This is a genomic window from Dyella sp. SYSU CM1112, assembly GCF_058216415.1.
Window position 1 is genome coordinate 157,526 of record NZ_JBZEGI010000004.1, and the last position, 24,992, is coordinate 182,517.

22 protein-coding genes and 1 pseudogene are annotated in these 24,992 nt (G+C 58.9%); 11 read left to right on the forward strand and 12 right to left on the reverse strand.

Features of this window, described 5'->3' with window-relative positions; genetic code table 11:
• The 4 genes from AC4HNJ_RS08055 to tnpA all read left to right on the forward strand — a co-directional run bounded on the left by AC4HNJ_RS08055 (nucleotide 1) and on the right by tnpA (nucleotide 6,265).
• Complete coding sequence (locus AC4HNJ_RS08055; protein WP_490479039.1) at nucleotides 1-2,847, forward strand: helicase-related protein; 2,847 nt, start codon at nucleotides 1-3, stop codon at nucleotides 2,845-2,847.
• Nucleotides 2,844-4,880 carry a BREX-3 system phosphatase PglZ gene (gene pglZ, locus AC4HNJ_RS08060; RefSeq protein WP_490479040.1) on the forward strand — a complete coding sequence of 679 codons (2,037 nt, stop codon included), beginning with the start codon at nucleotides 2,844-2,846 and terminating at the stop codon, nucleotides 4,878-4,880. The genes AC4HNJ_RS08055 and pglZ overlap by 4 nt, the downstream gene beginning before the upstream one ends.
• Nucleotides 4,881-4,887: 7 nt before the next feature.
• Entirely contained in the window at nucleotides 4,888-5,610 is a 723-nt protein-coding gene (locus AC4HNJ_RS08065; RefSeq protein WP_490479041.1) for a hypothetical protein, read from the forward strand.
• A 304-nt stretch (nucleotides 5,611-5,914) separates the two neighbouring features.
• Nucleotides 5,915-6,265 carry an IS66 family insertion sequence element accessory protein TnpA gene (gene tnpA, locus AC4HNJ_RS08070; RefSeq protein ID WP_490479042.1) on the forward strand — a complete coding sequence of 117 codons (351 nt, stop codon included), beginning with the start codon at nucleotides 5,915-5,917 and terminating at the stop codon, nucleotides 6,263-6,265.
• 207 nt (nucleotides 6,266-6,472) lie between these two features.
• Here the strand turns inward: tnpA and AC4HNJ_RS08075 are convergent, their stop codons facing one another.
• Nucleotides 6,473-7,639: a hypothetical protein gene (locus AC4HNJ_RS08075; RefSeq protein WP_490479043.1), complete on the reverse strand. Its 1,167-nt coding sequence runs from the start codon at nucleotides 7,637-7,639 to the stop codon at nucleotides 6,473-6,475.
• A 51-nt stretch (nucleotides 7,640-7,690) separates the two neighbouring features.
• Nucleotides 7,691-8,473, reverse strand: coding sequence for a hypothetical protein (locus tag AC4HNJ_RS08080; protein WP_490479044.1), 783 nt, complete (start codon nucleotides 8,471-8,473; stop codon nucleotides 7,691-7,693).
• A gap of 183 nt (nucleotides 8,474-8,656) precedes the next feature.
• Here AC4HNJ_RS08080 and AC4HNJ_RS08085 point away from each other — a divergent pair, with 183 nt between their 5' ends.
• Entirely contained in the window at nucleotides 8,657-8,986 is a 330-nt protein-coding gene (locus tag AC4HNJ_RS08085) for a helix-turn-helix domain-containing protein (RefSeq protein WP_490479045.1), read from the forward strand.
• A gap of 159 nt (nucleotides 8,987-9,145) precedes the next feature.
• On the opposite strand, the pseudogene AC4HNJ_RS08090 reads toward AC4HNJ_RS08085, so the two are convergent.
• The 3 genes and pseudogenes from AC4HNJ_RS08090 to AC4HNJ_RS08100 form a co-directional block, all read right to left on the reverse strand.
• Nucleotides 9,146-10,104: pseudogene (locus AC4HNJ_RS08090) on the reverse strand (DUF932 domain-containing protein).
• A 129-nt stretch (nucleotides 10,105-10,233) separates the two neighbouring features.
• Complete coding sequence (locus tag AC4HNJ_RS08095) at nucleotides 10,234-10,722, reverse strand: JAB domain-containing protein (RefSeq protein WP_490479046.1); 489 nt, start codon at nucleotides 10,720-10,722, stop codon at nucleotides 10,234-10,236.
• A gap of 90 nt (nucleotides 10,723-10,812) precedes the next feature.
• A complete protein-coding gene (locus AC4HNJ_RS08100; protein WP_490479047.1) occupies nucleotides 10,813-11,181 on the reverse strand; it encodes a hypothetical protein in 369 nt (122 codons plus the stop codon).
• On the opposite strand from AC4HNJ_RS08100, the gene AC4HNJ_RS08105 reads away from it, so the two are divergent.
• Nucleotides 11,180-11,413 (forward strand): hypothetical protein, encoded by a 234-nt coding sequence (locus AC4HNJ_RS08105; protein WP_490479048.1) that lies wholly within the window; start codon nucleotides 11,180-11,182, stop codon nucleotides 11,411-11,413. The genes AC4HNJ_RS08100 and AC4HNJ_RS08105 overlap by 2 nt on opposite strands.
• Nucleotides 11,414-11,430: 17 nt before the next feature.
• Here the strand turns inward: AC4HNJ_RS08105 and AC4HNJ_RS08110 are convergent, their stop codons facing one another.
• Nucleotides 11,431-12,648 carry a tyrosine-type recombinase/integrase gene (locus tag AC4HNJ_RS08110; RefSeq protein ID WP_490479049.1) on the reverse strand — a complete coding sequence of 406 codons (1,218 nt, stop codon included), beginning with the start codon at nucleotides 12,646-12,648 and terminating at the stop codon, nucleotides 11,431-11,433.
• A 630-nt stretch (nucleotides 12,649-13,278) separates the two neighbouring features.
• On the opposite strand from AC4HNJ_RS08110, the gene AC4HNJ_RS08115 reads away from it, so the two are divergent.
• Nucleotides 13,279-13,650, forward strand: coding sequence for a SnoaL-like domain-containing protein (locus tag AC4HNJ_RS08115; protein WP_490479050.1), 372 nt, complete (start codon nucleotides 13,279-13,281; stop codon nucleotides 13,648-13,650).
• A 261-nt stretch (nucleotides 13,651-13,911) separates the two neighbouring features.
• Here AC4HNJ_RS08115 and rpoD read toward each other — a convergent pair whose 3' ends face one another.
• A complete protein-coding gene (gene rpoD / locus AC4HNJ_RS08120) occupies nucleotides 13,912-15,771 on the reverse strand; it encodes an RNA polymerase sigma factor RpoD (RefSeq protein WP_490479195.1) in 1,860 nt (619 codons plus the stop codon).
• A gap of 163 nt (nucleotides 15,772-15,934) precedes the next feature.
• A complete protein-coding gene (dtd, locus tag AC4HNJ_RS08125; protein WP_490479051.1) occupies nucleotides 15,935-16,375 on the reverse strand; it encodes a D-aminoacyl-tRNA deacylase in 441 nt (146 codons plus the stop codon).
• A 234-nt stretch (nucleotides 16,376-16,609) separates the two neighbouring features.
• Between dtd and AC4HNJ_RS08130 the strand changes: the two genes are divergently transcribed.
• On the forward strand, nucleotides 16,610-17,488 hold the full coding sequence (locus tag AC4HNJ_RS08130; protein WP_490479052.1) for an LpxL/LpxP family acyltransferase: 879 nt from the start codon (nucleotides 16,610-16,612) through the stop codon (nucleotides 17,486-17,488).
• A gap of 40 nt (nucleotides 17,489-17,528) precedes the next feature.
• Here AC4HNJ_RS08130 and AC4HNJ_RS08135 read toward each other — a convergent pair whose 3' ends face one another.
• The 4 genes from AC4HNJ_RS08135 to AC4HNJ_RS08150 form a co-directional block, all read right to left on the reverse strand.
• Complete coding sequence (locus tag AC4HNJ_RS08135; RefSeq protein WP_490479053.1) at nucleotides 17,529-17,852, reverse strand: tetratricopeptide repeat protein; 324 nt, start codon at nucleotides 17,850-17,852, stop codon at nucleotides 17,529-17,531.
• Nucleotides 17,849-19,609 (reverse strand): ArnT family glycosyltransferase, encoded by a 1,761-nt coding sequence (locus AC4HNJ_RS08140; protein ID WP_490479054.1) that lies wholly within the window; start codon nucleotides 19,607-19,609, stop codon nucleotides 17,849-17,851. Before AC4HNJ_RS08140 ends, AC4HNJ_RS08135 begins: the two co-directional genes overlap by 4 nt.
• Nucleotides 19,610-19,774: 165 nt before the next feature.
• Nucleotides 19,775-20,800, reverse strand: a complete 1,026-nt coding sequence (locus AC4HNJ_RS08145; protein ID WP_490479055.1) for a CDP-glycerol glycerophosphotransferase family protein — start codon at nucleotides 20,798-20,800, stop codon at nucleotides 19,775-19,777.
• 3 nt (nucleotides 20,801-20,803) lie between these two features.
• Nucleotides 20,804-21,619 (reverse strand): glycosyltransferase family 2 protein, encoded by an 816-nt coding sequence (locus AC4HNJ_RS08150; protein WP_490479196.1) that lies wholly within the window; start codon nucleotides 21,617-21,619, stop codon nucleotides 20,804-20,806.
• A gap of 183 nt (nucleotides 21,620-21,802) precedes the next feature.
• Here AC4HNJ_RS08150 and AC4HNJ_RS08155 point away from each other — a divergent pair, with 183 nt between their 5' ends.
• Genes AC4HNJ_RS08155 through AC4HNJ_RS08165 form a run of 3 tightly spaced genes read left to right on the forward strand, consistent with a single transcriptional unit; the run spans nucleotide 21,803 to nucleotide 24,986 of the window.
• Nucleotides 21,803-23,089: an O-antigen ligase family protein gene (locus AC4HNJ_RS08155; RefSeq protein ID WP_490479056.1), complete on the forward strand. Its 1,287-nt coding sequence runs from the start codon at nucleotides 21,803-21,805 to the stop codon at nucleotides 23,087-23,089.
• A gap of 44 nt (nucleotides 23,090-23,133) precedes the next feature.
• Nucleotides 23,134-24,084 carry a UDP-glucuronic acid decarboxylase family protein gene (locus tag AC4HNJ_RS08160; protein WP_490479057.1) on the forward strand — a complete coding sequence of 317 codons (951 nt, stop codon included), beginning with the start codon at nucleotides 23,134-23,136 and terminating at the stop codon, nucleotides 24,082-24,084.
• Nucleotides 24,081-24,986: a glycosyltransferase family 2 protein gene (locus AC4HNJ_RS08165; RefSeq protein ID WP_490479058.1), complete on the forward strand. Its 906-nt coding sequence runs from the start codon at nucleotides 24,081-24,083 to the stop codon at nucleotides 24,984-24,986. Before AC4HNJ_RS08160 ends, AC4HNJ_RS08165 begins: the two co-directional genes overlap by 4 nt.
• Nucleotides 24,987-24,992 lie beyond the last annotated feature (6 nt).

A 24,992-nucleotide genomic window follows, 5' to 3' on the forward strand; every position in this document is an offset into this window, starting at 1 on the left:
ATGGTGGAAGCGGGTAGCGGCAGCCTCGACATCGGCGACTGGTGCTGGCACACGCGGCAAGCCGCGCCTTGCCGCGTCGTCGAGCGACTGGTGCTGTGGGAAGAAGCCGTTTACCGGGTGTGGCTGCCATCCAAAAACGCCGTGCTGCGAGCGCGCGCAGTGGAACTTGCGGGGATTGACAGCGTGCGACCCAGCGTGGAGCAGCTTCTGCACGCCACGGCCGCTGCAAAGTTGCAGGACGCGCTGGAAGAAAATCTGCTGCTAGCCCCTATCCAATCCAGCGTCATTCCATTGCCGCATCAGCTTTATGCGCTGAACCGAGCCGTCGGCCAAGATCGTATTCGCTATCTTCTGGCCGACGAAGTGGGTCTGGGTAAAACCATCGAGGCGGGCTTGGTGCTGCGCGAATTGAAATTGCGCGGCCGTGCTAAGCGTATCTTGGTTGTGGCACCTAAAGGGCTGGTGCGGCAGTGGCAAGCGGAAATGCGCCAACACTTCGGCGAGCCGTTTCACTTCGTTGAACCATCCACGTTGGGCGCTTTGCGGCAGTGGCGTGGTGATAGCGCCGAAGACAACCCGTGGCGGATGCACAACCAGGTGATTTGCGCTCTGGATTCGGTGAAGCCGCTGGAATCGCGACGCGGCTGGAACCTGGAGCAGATTCAAGCCTACAACCGCGAACGTTTCGAGGACTTGGTATCGGCAGAGTGGGATTTAGTCATCATTGACGAAGCTCACCGCATGGGTGGCAGCACCGAGCAGGTGGCGCGCTATAAGCTGGGCGCGGCGTTAGCCGAAGCCTCACCTTATCTGCTGCTGCTCTCGGCCACGCCGCATCAGGGCAAGACCGACCAGTTCATGCGCCTGATGCAATTGCTGGATAGGGACGCCTTCCCGGATCAAAGCAGCGTAAGCCGTGAGCGCGTGCAGCCCTTCGTGATCCGCACCGAAAAGCGCGCGTCTATCAACGCCGAAGGCCAGCCCTTATTTAGGCCCCGGCTCACGCGCCTGCACGCTGTGGCGTGGCAAGCACGGCACGCGGCGCAGCAGCATTTGTACGAAGCCATCACCGACTACGTGCGCCATGGCTACAACCAGGCTATGGCGGCCAAACAACGCCACGTCGGCTTCCTGATGATCTTGATGCAGCGTCTGGTGACATCCAGTACGGCGGCGATCCGCACCACGCTCGAAAAAAGACTGGCAGTGCTGGACACGCCGCAGGCGCAGGCCCGCATTTTTGAGAGCCTCAGCGCAGACGAATGGGCTGATCTGGACGGTGAAGCGCAGGTGGACTTGGCGCTGCAAGCCAACGGACTGGAACTGGAGAAGTCGGAAGTGGAAACATTGCTTGCGCTTGCGCGTTCCACTGAAGCTGCAAGTACCGATGCCAAGGCTGAGAGCCTGCTGGAATTGATCTACAAGCTACAACAGGAAGAAGCCGATCCAGCGCTAAAGGTGCTGGTGTTCACCGAATTCATTCCTACACAGGCGATGCTGGCGGATTATCTGGAAAGTAGGGGTTTTTCGGTGGCCACGCTCAACGGTGGCATGGACATGGAAATGCGCACGCGAACGTTGCAAGAGTTTGCTAAGGACGCGCGCGTGCTGATCTCTACCGATGCGGGTGGCGAAGGCTTGAACCTCCAGTTCTGTCATGTGATCGTCAATTTCGACATGCCCTGGAATCCGATGCGCATCGAGCAGCGCATTGGGCGCGTGGATCGCATCGGGCAAAAGCACGTCGTGCGCGCGCTCAACTTCGTGCTGGAAGACACGGTGGAACATCGCGTACGGCAGGTGCTGGAGGAAAAGCTCGCCGTTATCGCCGAGGAGTTCGGCGTGGACAAGGCAGCGGACGTGATGGATTCGGCGGAAGTGGAGCCGGTATTCGACGAGTTGTTTGTACAGAGTCTGCAACACCCAGAAACCATTGAACGAGAATGCGAAAGCGTTGTTTCGCAGCTGCGCGAAACGCTCGCGGAATCGAGCCGGCGCAGCGACCTGCTGGTCATACCGCACGTACTGGACGCCGACCAAGCACGCAAGTGGCGCGACCACCCGGCGCAGTTCTGGCTTGAGCGCGCCATCGTCAATGGTCTGGCCGCGCGTGGCGGATCGGCTACCAAGAATGGTAGCGGGTCGGCAGGCGTGTGGTGCGTTCGCTGGGCCGATGGGAGCGAGACGTCCCAAGCGTGCTTCGATGCCCGTACGGCGGACGAAAACCCAGCGGCGGAATGGCTGACAATGGAAGACCCGCGCGCGCGGGCCATCATAGGCGACGTATCTCGCTTCGTGGCGGGGCAACCCTTGCCGGTGGTCCGCGTGCAGGGCCTACCGGAATCGGTGAACGGTATCTGGTCGTTGTGGGAGATTGGCCTCGCCGCGCAAGGTGCAAGTCGCAAGCGGTTCTTACCTGTTTTCATCAATGACGAAGGCCGCCCCTTCGTTCCCACCGCCAAGCGGTTGTGGGATTTACTGCTGACCGAAGCCGTGTCCGTGCAGTCTGTGGCGGATGTGGAAGATTCGAGGTACTGGTTCGAGGCATCGTTCGCCGTGGCTAACACACAAGGCGAACCCTTGTTTGCCGCGCTTGTGGAAGAACACCGAACTCGCATCAAGGAGCAACGGGATCGCGCGACCTACGCTTTCGATGCGCGCTATCAGTCCATCGGACGCATTGGCCTCCCGGCAGTGCGCGAGTTCCGCCGCCGTCGTCTGCAGGCCGAGCACGAGGCGCGCTCGGCCGCGCTGGAAGAAATGGAGGCCAGCGCGCCCGAATTGAACGCTGTGGCGATGGTGCGGATTGAGTCCAAAGCCAACAAGAACGGCGAAGGTGCGGTATGAACCCGTGGCATAAACGCATCCTGAGCCATTTCACAGCGGATCTTTCTCGGTTGTGGGTGGCCTGCGATCCGGATGGCGTGCTGCTAGACGAAAAGCTTTTGTCCGAACTTCGTGCCTGTGGCTTCGAGGTGATGGGCTACGATGATCCTTTCGGCTTCCGTGCGGAATATGAAGAACGTTACCGCGCCGCGTGGGATGCGAACGAGCCCGCGCCATCACCGGCGTTGATCGTGCATCTTCGCAGCAACAATGCGAACAGTTTGCCGTGGGACATCCTCCGTAACGCTCGCCCTGCGGTGCGGCTGAGTCTGGCCGAACTGTTACCCAAGCTGGCGTACAACGCAGTGCGCCAAGTCGAGCCGGAATTGTTGGCAGTGCTGTTCGATGCCCACCAGACGGAGTTGCAATCAGCGCGTGGCGAAGGCGAATCGAAGGATTTTATCCTCGAGCATGTCTATCAAGTAGCACCGCGCTCCATCCGATCACCGGTAGATTTCTGGCGGGAAGTGCTGCGACTACATTTCGCCAGCCGTGCCTTGCCGGGGCCGTTAGCCGAGCACGTGGCGGGCATTCTGCACGGTCGAGGATTGTTTGTTGGGCAGCCGGTGGCGGAATGGCTATCGTCCAAGAGCACGCTGTTGCGCGTGGTACAGGATGCTTGGCATCGCTATCTGGAAACGCTGAAACTGGAAAGCGGGCGCATCGCTGAGTCTGATCCACCGCCGTTCGGCATGAATAAGGTCATTGCGGGGATCGAGATTCCCTTTGATCACACCGACGTGCGCGCCATCATCGATTCGATGTTCCTTGACGGCAGCCTGCGCCCGCTGTCCGTGTCCGGCGTCCCGGCATCGGTGCCGGGTTGGATCAAGGCGGGCATCGTCGAGGACGAGTGGTCGCAATTCGCTTTGGCGGAAAAGAGCATCGAGGCGCTGGCCGAGGCGGTGCCGGACGCAGATGCCTCGCACAAGCTGTGGAGCGACTTCGCCAAACGCTACGGCGAGATGTTGCGTCGGGTTCACGATTTGCCAGGGAAGAATGGCGGTGAACGTATGACTGCGATTCGGGATCGCATCAAGGCAATCCAGGCGCTATCGGACGGACGATTACAGGCATGGGTGGCGGCCCGCCACTATGCCGACTTGATCTTGCAGCCGGCGACCAAAGGCCCGGTGATGGTGCATCACGTTCCACGCTTCTTACGCCAGCGCCGCAGCGCGGGCGAAGCCAATGTCGCATTGCTATTGTTCGATGGCTTAGCCTTCGATCAGTGGGTGCGGATCAGAGAGCATCTGATCGCTCGCAAGCTGCCGTTGGCTTTCGACGAGAACACGGTTTTCGCCTGGTTACCTACGGTGACATCAGTGTCGCGACAGGCGCTATTCTCCGGGTTACGGCCACGCGAGTTCGACGACTCGATAGACCATACCAACAAGGAAGAAACCTTGTGGAAGGCGTTCTGGCAGAACGAAGGCGGGGTCGCTACTTCCGATGTGATGTACCGGCGTGCGCTGCGCCAAGTCGAGCAACTTGACGGGCTACAAGCGGAGATCACCGACCGCAAGCCTAAGGTGCTTGGCTTGGTGATTGACGAAGTGGACGAGCGGCTGCACAAGGAACGAAACAAGGAAGATGTAGCGCTGTGGATCGGGCGCTGGCTCGATACGGGCTTCGTTGAGCGCTTGTTCGAATTTCTGCTGGGCGAAGGTTTCAATATCTACGTCACAGCGGATCACGGCAATGTGGATGCCGTCGGGGTCGGCAGGCCCAATCAGGGCGTGATCGCAGAAACGCGCGGCGAGCGCGTGCGGGTGTATCGAAGCGAATCGTTGCGCGCCGATTCGGCGGCGGCGTATCCGGGTACGATCTCTCTGGATATCGCTGGATTGCCTGCGAACTTCGTACCTCTATTCGCGGGCGGACGCAGCGCGTTCGTTCCCGATGGCGATCAGGTAGTCGTCCACGGTGGCGTGTCGGTCGAGGAACTGATCGTTCCTTTCGTTAAGGTATTAAGCGTCAATGAAGGTGGATGAGTTTTGAATGATGGCGTCAGCTCCCCGAATCGGCTTTGACCGATTCATCTCACTCGAATGGGCGACGACCGCGCTAAAGGTTCGTGCTGGAGCGGCGCGGCTCGAAGATTTGGCGGCACTGCTCGATGCTGCCGGGTTGGGTGTGGCCGCGCGAACGAAAACCCAGACCGTTTTGAACCGGTTGTGGCTGGAGCCGCGCGTCGAACTGATGGATTACGCGGATCGCGGCGTGGCGATCTTCAAGGCAGCACCGAACGTGCTGCCCGCCGCACTACACTGGGGGATGGCCGTGGCGACATATCCGTTCTTCGGCAAGGTGGCCGAACTGATAGGGCGCTTGTCTTTACTGCAAGGTGATTGCGCATCCGCCGAAATTCATCGACGGATGAGCGAAGCCTACGGCGAACGTGAAGGCACCTATCGGATGACCAACATGGTCATCCAGAGTCAGGCTGACTGGGGTGCGGTGGAACGGGTTGAAAAGGGAAGGCGCGTGATTCGGCGGGCACCGACTGTCGTGGATAATGATAACCTCATAACGTGGCTGATCGAAGCTGCCTTACGCGACACAGGCAAACCGCTGACGATATCAAGCCTGCAATCGCAGCCCGTGCTGTTCCCGTTCAATCTGACGAAGTCACTCGCCTATCTGGTCTCAAACAGCGAACGCTTGATCATGAGAGCCGACGCATCAGGGAGTCAGGTAGTGAGTTTGCGTGATGCGCTGTAAGAACGCTCCCATTTTGGGCGACGTCGTGGTTCGTTCCGCGTCAGAGGAGACATAGGCTGGCCATTCGGCCATGCACCTTGTGGCATGGAGAACGAGACTACGGATGTGAAGCCAAATAGCTTCGCATTTCAAGAGATACCGTTCCCGCTACTTGACCACGGCTATCCGTAACTGAGTGGTAAGCGTCATCCCACCGCATCTCGCGACGATCGCATGCATCTTGTTTCATATCGCCATCGACTTTCAATCGGAGCGAGTCAATGGCTAACAAGCAAACGCATTGGCAAATGCATCTGGATGCCTGGTGTCAAAGCGGGCTAGCCAAGCCAGCTACTGCAAGCAGCACGATTTATCACTATCCAGTTTTGGCTACTGGCTGCATCGACGCGCCGAGCCCACGCCACCCACGGCGGCCGTGCCCATCGTAGTGGCCAAGCCGTCGATCAAGGCGCCTGAGAGGCACTGCCGTAGATACGAGCAACGCACACCCGAGCAGAGCGCCCATGTTGAACACGTTGTGCCGAAATACGTGCCAGCGCTCACGCGCTACATACGCAAACGGCGCAATAAACGCGAGCGAGGGAACAAGGTTCAACACAACCCACGTCAGATCGAACTGTCCTTCGCAAGCCACGCTCGTTTCCAGAAGCGCTAGAGATTCACCCACGAACAACGAAGGCCAGTAACCCAAGCATCGTTGCGAGCCACCTCTTCCTTAATCGCAAAAAAGATTGGAGGTGGCCTAAGCTAGATTTTCGATTCTGTCATACATGTGATCGGTCAAAAAAAATAACCCCGCACAAGAGAAAGGGGTGAGCCAGTAGGCTCACCCCTTTCTCTTTAGCTAATCCGTCGAAGGCTCTCACTTACCGAACTCGTGAAGCGGTGCGTGGTGCGCATCCCAGTAGGCTTGCATCACTGACGAGATCGCTCCGACATAGTTACCCGCGGTATCGACACAAACCCGCTGGATACACTTGTAGCGCATCGCATCGCTATTGCGGATCGGGGTGAGCTGATCCGCCGTTTTGGCGATAGTGCCGTAAGCCTGCCCCTCGCCACCAAAACAGGTATTGGCCTCTACATTGCACTCCAGCAAATAAATGGGGTAGCCGTCGGGTGACCGGGTGCCTGCTGCCACCGGAAATGGGAAAGTACCGGAGTCCTGCGCGACGCCGCTCTCAGTAGCGATTTGAGCCGCCTTGGCCAGTGTGTCGTCAACGCCGGGATCATTGGACGGTAAAACGTCTTGTTTCGTCGTTGGATCAACGCCCATCGCTGGCGACGTGCCATCGCCTAGGCCTTGTACCGCTGCTTGGATGGCGGCGTCATTCTCCGGATCGGGCTTGCCCATTTCATGAGCAACAAAATGAAAATAAATCGCCAGGCCAGCACATATCACTGAAATGCAGCCTAATGCGATCTGCCCTCGTTTGACGTCCACGGCGGGCTTGTTGATGGAAACTTGACTTTCCAGTGGCGGCACAGAGGTATGAGGCCGTGGCAAGACACCAGCCTGCAAGTCACTTACTTTGGCTTCCATAGGCACTGGCTTTGACGCGACCGTGATGGCATTCCAGCCAAGCCGTAATCCTTGGAGCAACGCGAAAGCCATTACCGTGGCTTCAACGAAAAGAAACGCGGTGGCTCGTAAGGGTGCCAAGCCTGATCCATCATCGATGCTCGTGACTATCAGTCCCGTTACAACCGTCAATACCACTGAAAACCCTATGATCGCAGCGTACCAAGCCGAGCCAGCGCTCTTTTGCATCAGAGGTTGCTCGTTAGAACCAAGAACCGTCCTGTGAAAGCCTACGCCCCGCTTGAAACCCAGCCAAAGCATGAAAGCGCTTTCCAAGGCATAGGTCACTACAAGGGTTCCAATATAAACCCAATCACTGTTGAAATCGTGCTGAGTCGCCAAAACGTAAGCCGCAGCATTTATCACGATGAAGATGCGCAACAGAACGAACTTTTGCGCGCCGCTCAGCCTGCTGAAAATTACCCAGCTGTCCGTGAAACTATTCATGATTCACCCCAATAGGCCATGCCCTGATAACAGGACACGGCACCCAAGTCGTCAGTACGGCCAGGTCACTTCGGACATGTAGGTATGCAGGTCCGTGGCATCGTTACGGATCATGGCGGCAATGGCGTGCTCTGCGTTCGCCTCGGAGTAGTTCTGGTGAACGACGTTTCCGGTGCTCATCTGAATGTCTCGCCCGGCATAAATCGGAGTGAATCCGTCATCGTTGACGGTCCACTGAAACGTCTCGGTAGCCCCAGCAATAGTTCCCTCTGACTTGGCCTTAGCAATCAGGTCCTCGTACTTCTTCTGGATGTCGGCCATTGACTGCGATTCGTTGGTCTTCATTTGCTGGTACTTGGCCACCGCAGCATCATAAGCAGGCTGTTGATCGTCGATGTTTCGTTGGATTTCCGGCGCTGGATGGTTTGCTTCGAGCTGCTCGGTAACTTGTTCTTGGACTTGTAGAGAGTGCCCCATCTGGTCCAGTTGTAGCTGCAGTCCCTTCTGCTCGCTGTGCATTCCGCGATTGAGCTGATCGATTTGCGCCTGCAATGCCTTATCGTAGTAAGCCTTATCCACGTTAAAGTCACAGCGGTACTCAATGACCTTGCGTCCGCGATCATCCGTACTTTCTTTCCAAGAGACTGAATCGCAGGCTTTTCGATGATCAAATGCCTGCCCAATGGTGAATGAAGGATTGGCGTCCAATGCCTGCGCTTTTAGTTTGGAAATGTCACTGTTCCCGCAGGCCGACAAGCTGACCACACACGCTGCGGCAAAAATCCCGCCCAAAGCTTTACCCGATCGCTGTGCTTTCCTCGTCCACAGATCCATGCAACCCCCTTTTTGTCAGACAGTTAGCTGCTCGAACAGCGCCATAAGTGCCTCTTGGGATTGGGTAAACCAGCTCTACTTGGCTTACGCTCCCAAAGGCGGATATCTACTGCTACAGTAGAGACTACTACGAATGAGGTAGATGGGCCATGCTGCGGTCGGTACCACTTCAGCCACTGCTGCTTGACCGATTCCGTTGCCGCCACCTTTGCGAAACGCCTGAAAGCTGCCCGTGCATTGCGGGGGCTATCGCAACGCGCTTTAGGGGGGATAGTGTCTGGTGACAAGGCCAGCGGGAGTGCCCGAATCAATCGGTACGAGCAGATGGTCAATCGTGCCGATATGGACACGGCTTCGGCACTAGCCCAAGCGCTAGATGTTCCTCTCGCCTACCTCTTCGCTGAGGAAGACGACCAAGCCAACTTACTGCTGGCGTTCGCCAAGCTTTCCAAGGGCGAGCGTGCAGCGCTTCTGAGCATGGCCCAGCAAATGGCCTCAAAAAAGAGCAAATAAGTCCGTCACGGGAAGCAAGCCCTAACGGTTTTTGCCGCGCTCGCTCTCAGGCTGCCAAGGCCAACCTGACTAGCCTTCGCTAAGTTGAGCCCAAATAAAAAAGGGATGGCAACCGGTGGTGAGGTGCCGACACATATGCCGGCACCTCGCTGCGATAGATCACGCGACCAGCATTAATGCCTCATTCCACGCTCGCTGCTTAAGAAGAGCACCTTGCCCAAACCAAGCCGCGTCCCGGCGGTGGTCATTACTGTCGGCTCGACGGTAGTGGTCCACATATTCCGTGACACTGTTAAGCAGCCCCCACGCCGTTCCCTTAGCTGCAGGCAACTCAGCACCCTTACCCTGCCCGCCATAAAGCGCCTGAACTTTATGGACAGCGTGCTCGTTTATCACGGGGATCGCTTGCTCCTTGTTGACGGAATGTGCAAACACTTTTGCCAAGAAGCTCTCAACAGTCTTATCAGCTATACGGCAATTGGCGAGTTCCTTGATGTAGCCCTCGAAAGCTGACCACGGAGCGATAGCTATGCCGAGTTGCTGCTTGACGGCTTGTGCGTCGAATTCGCGTCGATGCGGGACTCTCACCGCACCGGCACTATTGCCCAAGGCAACGGCCAAGGTGTTATTGCAGACTACTCGCACCGAAGTGAACTGTGCTGTGGTCGCCAGGGTGCCATCGCAGGCAGTGGCTAGCAGCAGGTAGCCATTCACCGTATCGCCACCTTTTAGCGTGACGCTCTGGTTGGTACGGGCCAAAGCCCAGAGCTTCCGGCCGCCCTTGAGTACGCCGGCTGTCTCAAGCTCGTAGCCACCCACCTCAGTCAGGTCGCGGTAGAACTCAAGAATCTCGGCCGGTTGCACTACCTTGAAACGACTCGACACGATTGACAGCGGTGTTTTGGTATCCGATCAAAACAGCACCTTCTGATCAGGATACCTGTGGAGTGAACCGGGGAATGGATGGCCGGCAATGAAATGAACACGGCGGTTTCAATCCGCCAGTCCATGCCAGCCTGTTGGGCCCATACCTCTAACGACTGGTTGGGAATAAGACGACGACCGAGACTATGCCAGGGGGCTTCCCCGACGTAGGCCATGGATTGAACTAAATGCATGACAGACTCCTTCGTTAGGTGCTGAAACGCATAGAGCCCGGCCAAGGCCGGGCTCTATGCGCATGTGATTAAGATGAAAAGAAAGTTGTTGAAACGGCAGAAGATCGCCGGATGGATCGCTTCTAAACGCTACAAGAGTCCCCTACCAGCCATGCTGACGCATTCGGCCCCAACGATGATGTGGTCAAGCACTCGCACGCCGACGAGCTTCAACGCATCCCGCAGTTCCCTGGTCACTGCCTGATCGGCCGCACTGGGTTCTGCGATACCACTCGGATGGTTATGGGCCAGGATGGCGGCACTGGCATTCGCATCCAACGCTGCTCTCACTACTTCCCTGGGATAAATACTGGCGCCATCGACAGTGCCGATGAATAGCCGTTGGCAGTCCAGGATGTGATGGCGGCAGTCCAGCCACAGCACGTGGAACTCTTCGTGAGGCAAGCCACCCAGCCGGGCGCGGAGGTAGTCGGCCGCATCGGCGGGATCAACGATGCGACCTTGGCGTGTGAGTTTTCCTTTGAGGATGCCTTCGGCCGCGGCCAAGATGGCTTGTTGTGTGGTTTCGTTGAAGATATCGACCGGTAGTGGGATTGATGAAAGCGCAGGGGTTAGCATGAAAGGCTCCTTTTAAAGCGGCATAAACGCATAGAGCCCGGCAAAGCCGGGCTCTATGTATGTGCAGTGGTTAATGAGATGGGAAGGTAACTATGAGGACTTCGTGCTGAAGGTGTGTCCGCAGCCGCGGCAGTGGTGGTTTTGCAGAACATTTTGGTCGATAGCAGCACCGAGCTTGGAACCCGCTGCACAACCCGTCGCGCCGCCGACAATACCGTCGATGATCACCCCAGCCACGCCACCCAGCACCGCACCGATCGGGCCAGCCAGTAGACCTATTTCTGCTCCGGTCAACGCCAAGGCCACGCCGCTGGATACTCCTGCGATCGCCCCAATAGCACCGCCCAGCCGCCTTGCTATGTTGCGTGGTTCAATCTGTGGCGACTGGCACTTTGGGCAACGCGGCGTGATATCCATCATGTCATCGTTCCATTCATGTTCTGAAATTAGGTCATGCATGGACGGCTTCCTTTATGCGGTATTCGATGTAACACCGAATGCACGATGCCCAAAGGCTTCCCACGAGAAAAATGGCCACGAACACGAAAAGGCATTCGACCAAAGAGGGACAGGGGTAACCGATCCAGGATCTATCAAACATCACCAATGCTCCTTTGAAGAAGAGATTCCGTATGGCAGCCATACAGAAGAAGCAGATGAAATTCTGCTCAGCGTGGTGGTGTGGATTTGAAAATCCGTGGAATCGATTTATGCCGAGTGACGTTCGAAAGGTACGACCTTCGCACCCAAACGCAACTGATCCAAATAGTCAGCCCAGGCTTGCATCATCTTGCGCCGTGCGGGTAAATGGGTCGTGCGGTTGTAAGCGCGCCCGTTGGCATCCTTAACTGCATGAGCCAACTGGTGCTCGATATGGTCCACCGGAAAACCCAGTTCTTCGTCCAGCACCGTGCGGGCCATCGCCCGGAAACCATGACCGGTCATGGTGTCGTTATCAAAGCCCATATAACGCAGTGCGGCATTGATGGTGTTCTCACTCATCGGCCGACGCATACTGCGTACGCCGGGAAACACGTACTTGCCGCCACCCGTTAACGGATACAGTTCACGTAGGATAGACACTGCTTGATCGGACAACGGAACAAGGTGCGATTGTTTCATCTTCATCTTTTCAGCCGGGATGTCCCATACCGCTTTCTCTAAGTCGATTTCGGACCATCCAGCATGTCGAAGTTCGCCGGGTCGTACGAACAGCATTGGTGCCAACTTGAGCGCAGCGATCGTTACCGGCATTCCTTTGTAGCGGTAGATAGCACGTAGCAACTCCCCGATCTTCGATGGCAAGATAATGCTGGCATGGTGCTTAGTTTGCGGACGCTCCAATGCACCAATCAGGTCCGCTGCTGGGTTACGTTCGGCACGACCCGTGGCGATGGCGTAACGGAACACTTGACCAGTGAGTCCACGCGCTCGATGTGCCGACTCCACAATGCCGCGTTTTTCCATCTTGCGAAGGGCTGCCAACAAAGCAGGCGCTGATATTTCGGCCACCGGGAGATTGCCAATACTCGCAAGATCTTTTTCGATAAGGCGGCGGGCTCGCTCTACGCTGCCAGTCCCCATGCCTTCTTTTTCTCGCTTAGCTAGGAACTCCATGGCTACTGACGCGAAGGTATTACCTGCCTGCTCTAATCGTGCAGCGCGTTCAGCCTTGGCAACATGCGCCGGATTCGTTCCGCTCTTCACCACTGCACGTGCTTTGTCGCGTTCGGCACGCGCTTCGGCAAGTGACATGAGTGGATATTCGCCGAGCGTGACGATGCTCGCCTTACCTGCATGGCGGAATCGATAACGCCACACCTTTGTGCCCGTAGGCCTGACCTCCATGCACAGCCCGTTGGTATCAGCCACCCGATACGCAACCGGACGGGGCTTTAGAGCGCGTAACTTGGTATCTGTGAGCATATGAGTCAGACCAGTGTGAGTCACGGCAGATCATACCTGCCATCTGACTCACAGGCTGCTACACATTTTCGTCGGATGCAATCGAACTCCATCGAACCGCATTGAACAAAAAACCCCGCACTTAGCGGGGTTTCTGTAAGAACTTTGGTCTCGATCGAACTCCATCGAACCGATATTTGGTGGGCCCACCAGGATTCGAACCTGGAACCAAGGGATTCGCGTGTTCCGAAAGTTTCCTCTCGGCGCGGACTATCTCTTCACCCTCCGACGTTTTGCAACGTGCGGGTGGGGTGCGGGACGCTCGAGCCTGTTATCAAGGGCGCTGAAGCCCTCAGGTAGTCTCTGCACCTTCCGGCGGTGTACCGCCGGCTTGGCTCAGGGTTGCCGCCGATCCGCACTGGCGTCGCTGCGGGTTCCCTGAATTCATCCCGTTCCCGTTCGCGCATTACTGCGCGACGGCACCTTTCGATGAGTCCCCTGCTCTAACCGTTGAGCTATAGGCCCTATCTCACGCGGGATGATAACAGCATCGAAACGGCTGCATCACCTGAAATCTTAGAGATCGGCTTTCGAGAACTTAATGTCGGCGGGTCTAGCATCGAGTGCTCCCTCAACCGTGGAGGTGCTGCCATGAGCACAAAAACTGTTGCCAGTCGTCTGGTTGCTTTATGCCGGGAGGGTAAGTACGAGCAGGCGCAGCAGGAGCTTTATGCCAAGGACGCGGTGAGCATCGAGCCGCAGGAGATGTCGAGCGGGCCGATGGGCAATGCCAAGGGTCTGAAGGCGATTCTCGAAAAGGGACATCACTTTCAGGAGGCGGTGGAAAAGGTCCACAAGAATGAGATCAGTGATCCGGTGGTGGCGGATGGCTGGTTTAGCGTGGCGATGCATCTGGATGCCACGATGAAGGGACGCGGCCGTGCGGATATGCGTGAGATCTGTGTGTATCACGTGAAGAACGACAAGATTGTGCAGGAGCAATTTTTTTATGACGCGCACTGAGGCTATCTGGTGAGCGCTCGTGCGGTTTGATGCCTGGGACGATGGGTGTCATCGCTTGTCGTGTGATTGACGTTTCTTGCGAGGTTGGTGTCGCCCACCTCGGTGCTCCCCTGGATCAAGTCCGGGGAAGGTGCTGCTGCACCTACGTAGGGAGTGGGCAGGTGGCTCCGCGTGATGGCTATCTGGAAGAGGTCTGGCAGGGCACAAAACAAAAGCCCCGCGATGCTGCGGGGCTCTTGTGCGTGGCTGCGGGCGGTTCGCTTAGTCGATGTCGAGGAAGGAGCGCAGCTGTTCCGAACGGCTGGGATGGCGCAGTTTGCGTAGCGCCTTGGCTTCGATCTGGCGGATGCGTTCGCGCGTCACGTCGAACTGTTTGCCGACTTCTTCCAGCGTGTGATCGGTATTCATGTCGATGCCGAAGCGCATGCGCAGCACCTTCGCTTCCCGCGGCGTCAAACCGGCGAGCACGTCGCGCACGGTTTCGACGAGACCCGTTTCCGTCGCCGAGTCGATCGGCGAGCTGGCGTTGGTGTCTTCGATGAAATCGCCGAGATGCGAATCTTCGTCGTCGCCGATCGGGGTTTCCATCGAGATCGGTTCTTTGGCGATCTTGAGCACCTTGCGGATCTTGTCTTCCGGCATTTCCATTTCTTTGGACAGCTCTTCCGGCGTCGGCTCACGCCCGAACTGCTGCAGCATCTGGCGGGAGATGCGGTTGAGCTTGTTGATCGTTTCGATCATGTGCACCGGAATACGGATGGTGCGTGCCTGGTCGGCGATCGAACGGGTGATGGCCTGGCGAATCCACCAGGTGGCGTAGGTGGAGAACTTGTAGCCGCGGCGGTATTCGAATTTGTCCACGGCCTTCATCAGGCCGATGTTGCCTTCCTGGATGAGGTCGAGGAACTGCAGGCCGCGGTTGGTGTACTTCTTGGCGATGGAGATCACCAGGCGCAGGTTGGCCTCCACCATTTCTTTCTTGGCGCGGCGAGCCTTGGCTTCGCCGACCGACATGCTGCGGTTGATTTCCTTGATGTCGGTGAGGGGCAGGAACAGCTTCTTTTCGATGGAGAGCAGCTTTTCCTGCTCGGCATCGATCTGCTCGCGGAAATTCTTGATGTTGGGCGACCACTTCTGGCGTTTGCGGCCCAGTTCTTCCGCCCAGGCGAGGTTGCCTTCGTTGCTGGGGAAGGACTTGAGGAAGTCGGACTTGGGCATCTTCACGTGCTTGACGAAGATCTCCATCAGCACGCGCTCGTGATGACGGATATCGCCCACCACTTCGCGCAGCTTGCGCACGAAGCTGTCGATCAGCGCGGAGGGCAGCTTGAGCTTGAGGAATTCCTCAGCCATCTGGTCGCGCAGCTTGGTGACTTTCTTGTCGGTGACGTCGGTGGCCTTGGGCGCGGCTTTCTGGAATTTGCCGTAGTAGTCGCGCAGCAGTTCCATGCGGCGCTTTACTTCCTCCGGATCCGGGCCGCTGGGGCCGGCTTCCTCGTCGTCGCCGGCGGCTTCTTCTTCCTCTTCTTCTTCGACGTCGCCATCGTTTTCGGCTTCGGCCAGTTCGGCTTCGGCCAGGGCGGCATCGGCGGCCTGCTCAAGGTCGGCGAAGCCGGCGAGGATTTCGCTGAGGCGGCGCTTGCCGTCCAGGTGCTGGTCGTATTCTTCCAGCAGCATCTCGATGGTCAGCGGGAAGCTGGCCAGTGCGGTCTGCACCTGGGTGAGGCCTTCTTCGATGCGCTTGGCGATGGCGATTTCGCCCTCGCGGGTAAGCAGCTCCACCGTACCCATTTCACGCATGTACATGCGAACCGGGTCAGTGGTGCGGCCCACTTCCGAATCCACGGCGGAGAGCAGCGCGACCGCTTCTTCGGCGGCGGTTTCGTCGTCGGTGGCCGCACCGGGGGCGTTGTCGGCCAGCGGGTCGGCATCGGGGGCGGCATCGTGCACGTCAATGCCGACACCTTTGAGCACCGCCATGATGTCTTCGATCTGCTCCGGATCGACGATGTCGTCAGGCAAGTGATCGTTGATTTCGGCATACGTCAGATAGCCCTGCTCCAAACCTTTGGAGATGAGCGCTTTGATTTCCGACTGTTGCTCGTGGGCTTTGCTATTCATACCAACCGCCGCGGGATAGGAACCAATCAGTATAGCGATGTGATGCTTTTTTGACCAGTTTTCAAGTGAAAAATTCGGCTCCGCCCACACGCAAAAATCGCGCCAAATCGCGGGTTTGGGAGCCAATCAGGGAGGTGAATCGATTCGTTTCTGCGCCAGGCACTCACGGCACCTCGAGCCAGAACGTGACAGGTCCGTCATTGACCAGATGTACCTGCATATGGGCGCCGAAGCGTCCGATTTCCACTGCCGGATATGCATCCCGCGCTAATTCCACCAGCCGCTCAAACCAGGTTCGGCCATGCTCGGGCGATGCGGCGCGGGTAAAGCTGGGACGCATGCCGGAACGCGTGTCGGCGGCGAGCGTGAATTGGCTGACCAGCAGCAGGCCGCCGCCGGTGTCAGCGAGGGAGCGATTCATTTTGCCGGCGTCATCAGCGAACACGCGATAACCCAGGAGCCGTTCCAGCATGCGCCGGGTTTGCGCTTCGCCGTCCTGGGGTTGCACGGCGACAAGGGCGAGCAGGCCGGGGCCGATGGTGCCTACGGTTTCCTGGCTGACGTCGACGCGAGCCGATAGCACACGTTGGATAAGAGCGATCATGGATGCGTTGAATGGGGGCGAGTTGCAGCAATCACTCCGCAGGGTAATGGGATCAAAGACAGGCAGCGAGGCATACCCATTCACACACCCCATTAACGCGGATAGGTCGCTGTCGCCGACAAGCCTTTCAACGGCAGCGCTCGCGAATGCTTGAGGCATTTCGATTTTGCCCTCGCTACTCGCCGCGCCCCCCTTTACCCTTACCCGTTCGCCCGTCATCCCACCGTTCACGCCATGCGCCCTGATATCTATCTTGTCTACTTGCTGCTGCGCCTGTTCGGGCTGCTGCCGCTGCGCTGGCTGCAGGGCATGGGCGCGGCGCTCGGGCGATTGGCATTGCGCCGGGGCGGCAAGATGGCTCGCTACACGGCGGTGAATCTTGCGATCGTGCGGCCGGATCTCAACGATGCCGCGCGCGCCGCCTTGGTGTGTGACGCGATGATCGAGGGCGGCAAATCGATCACCGAGATCGTGAAGATCTGGGGTGCTGGTGCGGAGCAGGCCTTGGGGCTGGTGCGTGAAGTGCGAGGTGAAGCGCTATTCGACGCGGCGCTGGCCTCCGGCAAGGGCGTGATCATTGCGGCGCCGCACCTGGGCTGCTGGGAGTTGCTCAATTATTGGCTTTGCCGCAAGACGCCGATGGCCATTCTGTACCGGCCGCCACGCATACCTGCAGTGGAAGCGCTATTGCGCAAGGTGCGTGGCGCGTTGGCGCCTGAGCAGGTACGTGCGGAAGGCGCGGGCGTGCGCACTTTGTACAAGCGGCTGGCGGGCGGCGGCACCGTGGGCATCTTGCCGGATCAGAAGCCACGGGCGGGCGAGGGCGAGTTCGCGCCCTTCTTCGGCAGGGAAGCCATGACGATGGTGTTGCTGCCTCGGCTGGCGACCCGCACCGGTGCCACCGTGCTGTTTGCGTTTGCGGAGCGATTGCCGCGAGGCATGGGTTATCGCATCCACTTCTTGCCGGCGCCAGAAGGTTTGCATGACACGGATCTGGCGCGTGCCTGCACGGCGCTCAATCACGGCGTGGAAAACTGCGTGAATATCGCCTTTGCCCAGTATCAATGGCATTACAAGCGGTATTCGGCGGATAACCGACCAAGCCCGTATTGAGAATGCAGGGCAGCTGGCGCTGGCGGCTGTCGCTTTGCGCTCAGGTATCTTTTTCGAGCCGACGCAGGAATACGCTCATCTCTTTTTCCGCTTGCTTGTCGCCGCGTTGTTGCGCGACGACGATGCCTTGCCGCCATGCTTCGATGGCGCCGGCTTCATCGTTTGCAGCGAGACAGGCTTTGCCGAGCAGTTTCCACGCAGCGGAGTAATGCGGATCGAAGGCGATGGCTTGCCGCAGCGCTTCGATGGCCGCGACATGATCGCCTGCATCGAATAATGCCTTGCCGAGCGAGAAGCGCAGCAAGGCGCCATCGCGGGGTCCGCCGCACTGCGCGCGCAGGTTGTCGATCAGCGCCGCATTCATGGCTGTGAGCCGTAGGAGGGATCCGTTGTGCCAGAAAAAACGCGCGGTGGTTGCGCCGGCTCGAGCGGGGTACGGCCTCCGCGCACCGCCGCCAGGGTAGGCGCCGACCACACCACGACCCATGACGAACGGAAGGGCTGTGCCAACAAGGCGTAACGCAAGGCCGAAGGCATGAGGTTGTCGGGATGGGTGATGATCAAGCCATCCGGATGAAGCCTGGCGAATGCCTGCAGCCTCTGTGGGGTGTGCAGTTCGGTGATCGGCTGGGTCAGGCGCCCTGCAAAGTGGAATTGCCCTTCGTAATTGCCTTCGATCGCCACGGGATGGTGAGCGGCCTGCGCAGCTGAAATCAGCGCAGTGGTAGGGCTGAGGTCGTATTTGTGCCAGAGCGTGAGCGTAAACAGGGTATTGAGCGCAACCGCGCCGATCAGGCCGGCAAAGGCCACGCGCCGCATTTCGCCACGCCCGCGCATCAGCAGCAGGCATCCAAGCAACAGGAACACTACGCTGAAGGTGCGGCTATAAGGCGCCGCGCCTTCCACCCATGCGTCATGCAGCGTATGGCTTGCGGCCAAGTAGGGCAGTGCAAACAGCAGGGCTGCAAACAGCATGGCGGCTACGCCAAGCGGCCAACTGCCCAGCCAATGGTTCTCCGCCAGCGCGGCACGCCGTTCGCGCAAGACAGCGATGGCGCCCGCCAGCAGCAGCATCCAGCCGCCGAACTGTGGCAGCAGGTAGTACCACTGTTTGCCGCTGATCACCGAAAACAGCACGAACGATGGCAGCAGCCAACACAGGGCAAAGCGCAGGCCGCTATCCAACGGTTTGCGCAGCGTCGCCAGTGCGACCCACATACGCGGCCAGCCGCTGAACGGAAACAGCAGCATCGGCAGCCAGATGACATACCAGCCGAACCAGTGCGGATGGCTTTGCAGCGGTTGATCGTGCTGAATGCCGTCGACGACGCGTCCGGCCGTCTGGGTGAAGAACAGTCGATGACGATAGGCGTCGCCACCGCTGAAGCCAGCCGGTATCGCCCACGCCAGCAGCATGACCAAGCCGAGCAGTACAGCCAAAACGCCACGCCCATACCAGCGTGCGCGGTGTTCACGCGCCCAATCGCTCCAGAGTGGACCAAGCAACCAAGGGAAGGCGATGTGCAGCAGCATGACCGGCCCTTTGGTGAGCAAGCCGGCGCCGATCAATAGTCCGAACAGCCACCAACGCGGTTCGCTGCAGCGCGCCGTCGGCGTGAGGCACAACAGGGCGCCCAGCACGCAATCGGCGAGCAGCACCTCATACATGACCTGCAAGCCGAACAGGAAGGCGTAGCACAAACCCAGCAGCATCCATGGCGCGGCCTTCGCCACCCACGGACGCCCGGGGAACAGGCGATGTGCGAGCAGCGACAATTGCACCAGCTGCACCGCGCCGAAGATGACTTCCAGGACGCGCGGCCATACGTCGCTGACGCCGAACACGAACCAGCCTGCGTGGATCAACCAGAACAGCAGCGGCACTTTTTCGCTGTAGGGCTCGCCGTTGATGTGCGGCACCAGCCAGTGATGCCCGGACCACATTTCCCACGCGACGGCGAGGGTGCGCGTGGAATAAAGCGGCATCGGGCCGTGCGAGAAGATCGCCACCAAGGCCACCACCGTCCACAACGGCAGCCATGGCCACAGGCTGCGTATGACTTCGGAGCGGCGATAGTTGTCGTTGGTGGTCACGGTAACTCGCTGGTTGCGGGAGGTCATCGGGATTTTAGCCGGATCGGCCGCTGCCTCCCTTTGGGCGGCGTTTTCTCGGCTTTTGCGCGGTGGATTTCGCCAGAAGGTTTCCCTGCGTTCCAGCTTTGATTGCTCGAGCGCTGCGCTGATCGTCGCCGGTGAAACATCCCATAAGGCGTAAACAGGCGCGGTTTATGCCGGTCCCCAGTAACCGATGCGCTTGCGCAGTTTCAGCTTGCGCCACCAGTTGTGCGGTTTGGTTTTGCGGTTGCGTCCGCCGGCGGCGAGGAAGGCATCGATGGCATCGAGTACGCGCTCGCTGGAGCGGCCGTCGTGATAAGGGTGAATGGCTTCGCCAAACTCTCGGATCGCTTGCATCAATTCAGGCGGACGCGACAGGGCGCGTTCGATGGCTGGCTCGAATTGCGACGGATCGTCGATGTCGATCAGCTGCGGACCCGGCGCGCGGTTCTTGAATGTAACGACAGGTTTGCCGGTAAGCAGGAATTCGCTCAGCGCGGACGATGTATCCGAACACATCATGTCGACCTGGGGAAACAGTTCGAGAATGTTGTCGTTTTCGGCGAAGCGGAGGTATTCGTTCTGCAGCGCCTTGAATTTCGCTACCGTCTCCGGATTCATCTTGGGATGGAACGAGATGATCCAGTGCCATCGGCCATCGCGGGAAAGGCGCTTCACTTCGTCGTACAGCGTTTCGGCGGCGCTCCACGAAGGTGAGAAGGTGGAGTGATAGAGAATCACCGGTGGTTTGCGTACCGGCGGCAGTGGGCCGGCGATGTCCTTCATGAAGGGATCGAGCTTGGGCCAGCCGGTTTCGGTCACGGCGAAGTGCCCCAGCTTCGTTGCCAAGGCATTGAATTGCGCAGTGTCGCGCGGACCGGTGGTGCAATACAGATCGAAAAAACCGCGAATGTAGATATGGCGCGGCTTGCCGGCGTTGAAGCCGTGGAACACTTCCACTTTCACGCCCGGAAAGAAATGCGGCAGGTGATTGCCTGGCGTGATCACCGCAAGGGGGCGCCAGCGGCGCACTTCCTGCACCGAGAGCAGGCGTTCGCCCTCGATCAGATCCTCGGCGCCCGGGCCATCAAAAAACCAGGCGGTTTCGCCGCCGCGTGCGCGGATCGCATCTTGCAGCGGACGCAGGATGGCCAGCGCATAACGTTCGGACCCGTAAAGCAAGTAATGCTTTGTCATGTTTCAGTGATCCAATCCGGCACGGGTCAATGCAGCGGCGGCGGTATCGCGTGACGTGGGATTCAGACACATTTCGTAGTAGCGCATGCGCTTGTAGGCCGCGTAGCTGGCGGCCGTTTGTGCAATGGCATAGCCGCGCCAGCCGTCGAGGAAGCCCAGTCGCAGCACATAGTCCTTGAAGAACGCGAGCGCGAAGACGAACGGTGTCTGCCACATTCGGGGCGACTTGTTCTTGTCCATCCAGTCGCGGCACTTCAGTTCCGAGTACAGCAGTACCTTGAGTTGCTTCTCGGCCAGGCTGGGGTTGTTGTCGTGCAGGAAGGCTGCGTTGAAGGTGATTGACGCGCCCTTGAATTGCAGCGACTCATGCACGCGCACGTCACTCCAGCGGGCGCGGTCGCGGTGATAGAGGCGTGCCATTTTTTCGCCTACTGCCGGTCGGTACCAGCGCATCGGCTTGCCCATGTAGATCAGGTGCCGGCGCAGGATCGCCGCGGCCGTGTCACTTTCCATCAGGGCTGGCAGGCGATGCTGCAATTCATCGGCGAGCTCGGGCGTGAGGTATTCGTCCGCATCCAGCGCGAGGATCCAGGGGTGGCTGCATTGCGTGGCGGCAAAGTTTCGCTGCGGACCGAAGCCGAGCCACGCCTGGTGCACCACGCGCGCGCCATGGGCCTGGGCGATCGCCACGGTGTCGTCGGTGCTGCCGCTGTCCACCACCAGCTTTTCAGCCGCGAAGGGCACGCTATCCAGGCAGCGCGCGATTTTTTGCGCCTCGTTGCGGGTGATGACGACGAGGGTGAGGGGAAGTAAAGGCATGTGTAGGATTCTAGCCGCTTCCATCACGGTCCCTGCACTTGGCGTGATCAGGATATGGTTTCATGCCAACATAGTTGGCTATGTTTCAGTAAATGGCATGCAGTATCGCCGTGGCAGGCACGGGTTAGGGAAAACCAAACCGAGGAGTCCGCCTGCGTCAAAGTGGAAATGGTGGATGGATGTATGAGTGAGCAAACGGTGTTGCCACATGGGCGGCGGAATCCATCGGCCCAGGCGCCAGCGGCCGAGCGCGTGGGTACGGTCTTGTCGCCCCCCCGGCCGTCGCCCTTCGCGCCACTCCGGCAGGATGTATGGCGCTATGTCATCGGTATCGGCATTGCGTGGATGGTGCTGGGCATGGCGATCATGCCGGCTGGGATTTCCTACAATCCCAGCAAGGCTTATCAGGCCAGCTTGATCTTGCTGCTGTACCTGCCGGCGCTGGTGGTTTCGTTCCGGCAACGTGCCCAGTTGTGGCGTGAACTGCTGCCGTTGCCGCTGTTTCGCATTTTTCTATTGCTGCTGGGCTGGGCATTCGTTTCATTGTCATGGGCGCACCTGCGCAGTACGGGGGATGAAGTAGGCCGCCTGCTTAGCGTGATGACGTTCATCCTGGCGTGGCAGCTTTGGGATGCGGACGATGAAAAACATGTGCGCGGTCTGCTCTGCAGTCTCGGCCTGGTGGTAGCGCTGTGTGCGGCTGTGTATTGCCTGCAGTATTGGCATGACGCACCGCAGGACAGCCGGATCGTAGGCGTGGGGACGATTGCCACGGCCAATTACGCGGCCAGTCTGATGGGGGCGATGTGCCTGCTGCTGACGCAGTTGTCGCTGCCTGCCGGGAAGATGTCGAAGGCTCGCTGGGCGGCAGTTGTCCTGCTATTGCTCTTCATCAGCTTCACCCAGACGCGTGCCGTATGGCTGGCGCTTGCCGTTTCTGCATTGATTGCGCCGCTGTGGCGGCCGGAACGCATCGTCCGCTGGCTGGCGGGTACGGTCCTGGTCCTGGTTGCCATCGTGCTGGTCAGGCCGCTGCCGGTCTTGGTCGAGCGGGGTGCCTCGCTGCGACCGGAATTGTTCGCACAAGCGTTGCATACGATCGCGGCACATCCCTTGCTCGGACTCGGCCAGGGCACCCCCTTTACCTTGATGGTTCGCGGGGAGGCTTATACGCATAGTCACAATGTGCTTACGCAGGTGGCGATCGAGCTGGGCTTGCCCGGCCTCCTGTTGACGTGCGTCATGTGGGCTCTGGTCGCCTGGCAGGGCTGGCGGCATCGTCGTTCGATGCGTGGCCGGATCATCCTGGTGCTGTGGGTGTTTGCATCCGTGGTGTTGCAGTTCGACATGCCGCAACTGCTGGACAGTCCGCGTCCCGGCTGGATACTGATCTGGCTTCCCTTTGCCTTGGCCGTCAATCTCGCTATCCGCGAGCGTTCGAACGCTCGCGCCGCTATCATGCCCGACTAGATAACCGGCGCCATCTCACGTCACGGCGCCGATGAGGATATGCAATGGGCAGAGTGCTGGTGACCGGCGGCGCCGGGTTTCTCGGTTCGCATCTATGCGATCGTTTGCTGCGCGATGGACACGACGTACTTTGCGTGGACAACTACTTCACCGGCCGCAAGCGGAACATCGCGCATTTGCTCGGTCATCCGTATTTCGAAATGATGCGTCACGATGTGACCTTTCCGCTCTATGTGGAGGTCGACCGCATCTACAACCTTGCGTGTCCGGCTTCGCCGTTTCACTACCAGTACGATCCGGTGCAAACCACCAAGACGTCGGTGCACGGTGCGATCAACATGCTCGGCCTGGCCAAGCGGGTCAAGGCGCGCATCCTGCAGGCGTCGACCAGCGAGGTGTATGGCGATCCCGAAGTGCATCCGCAAACGGAATCCTACTGGGGGCGCGTCAATCCCATCGGCATCCGCAGTTGCTATGACGAAGGCAAGCGCTGTGCCGAAACCCTGTTCTTCGATTACTACCGTCAGCACCATCTGGATATCAAGGTCGTACGCATCTTCAACACCTACGGCCCGCACATGCATCCAAACGACGGGCGCGTGGTCAGCAACTTCATCGTGCAGGCGCTGAAGGGCGAAGACATCACCATCTATGGCGACGGTAGCCAGACGCGCAGCTTCTGCTATGTGGACGATTTGATCGAAGCGATGGTGCGCATGATGGACACCGAAAAAGGCTTCACCGGCCCGGTCAACATCGGCAATCCGTCCGAATTCACCATGCTGGAATTGGCCGAGAAAGTGCTGCAGCTCGTGGGGGGGCACTCGAAACTGGTCTATCGCCCGTTGCCGTCTGACGATCCGCGCCAGCGCCAGCCGGACATTTCGCTGGCCAAGGAAAAACTCGGCTGGCAACCGAGCGTTGCGCTGGAAGATGGTTTGAAAGAAACCATTGCGTATTTCCGCAAGCTGTTGAACGAGGGCGACTGCGCATGAGCGCTGGCGTCACCTTCAGCGTCATCGTTACCAACTACAACTATCGTGCCTATGTGGGCGAGGCGATTGACGGCGTGCTGGCGCAGACACGGCCCGCAACGCAGGTCATCGTCGTCGACGACGGTTCCACGGATGGCTCGACAGCGTGGCTGGCCGAGCGTTACGGAAACGATCCGCGTGTGACCTTGCGCTGCGTGCCGAATGGCGGCCAGCTGTCGGCCTTCGTGCGCGGCATGGAGGGTGTCACCGGCGACGTGGTGTGTTTCCTCGATGCGGACGATCGCTGGGACGCCGAATACCTAGCCTTGATCGGCGAGCTGTATGACGCACGCTCGGACATCGACTTCGTATTCAGCGACGTGGTGTTGTTCGGCAACGAAACAGGCACACAAGGATATGCCGAGCGTGCCACTGATCTTGGCTATACCGCGATCAGCACGTGGATGACCGGTTATTTCTATGGCGCGGCGACCTCGGCGCTTTCAATGCGCCGCACATGGGCGCAACGCGCGCTGGAATTGCCGGCTGCCTTTCTGCAGACCTGGCGCATTTCTGCCGACAATTGCCTGGTGTTCGGTACCAGTGTGATGGGGGCGCATAAATACTATTTGCCAACGGGCATGGTGCATTACCGCATTCATGGCGCCAATGGCTGGTGGCATGCACGTGCGAAAGAACGCCAATTCGCCAATGGTTTTCGTTCGCGTAGTCTCATCAACTATTACGCCAGCCGCATGTACATGGATACCTTGACGCTGGAGCTGGTCAAGCGCGAATTCCTCAGCAAGCCGGAGCCCTCGCGCGAAGAAGCCAGGCGCTACGCCAGGATCGCCTGGCGCAGCTCGGCGTCGTGGCTCAAGCGTGTGGAGCGTTTCATCACCATACGACGTCGCGCACGTTGACTTATC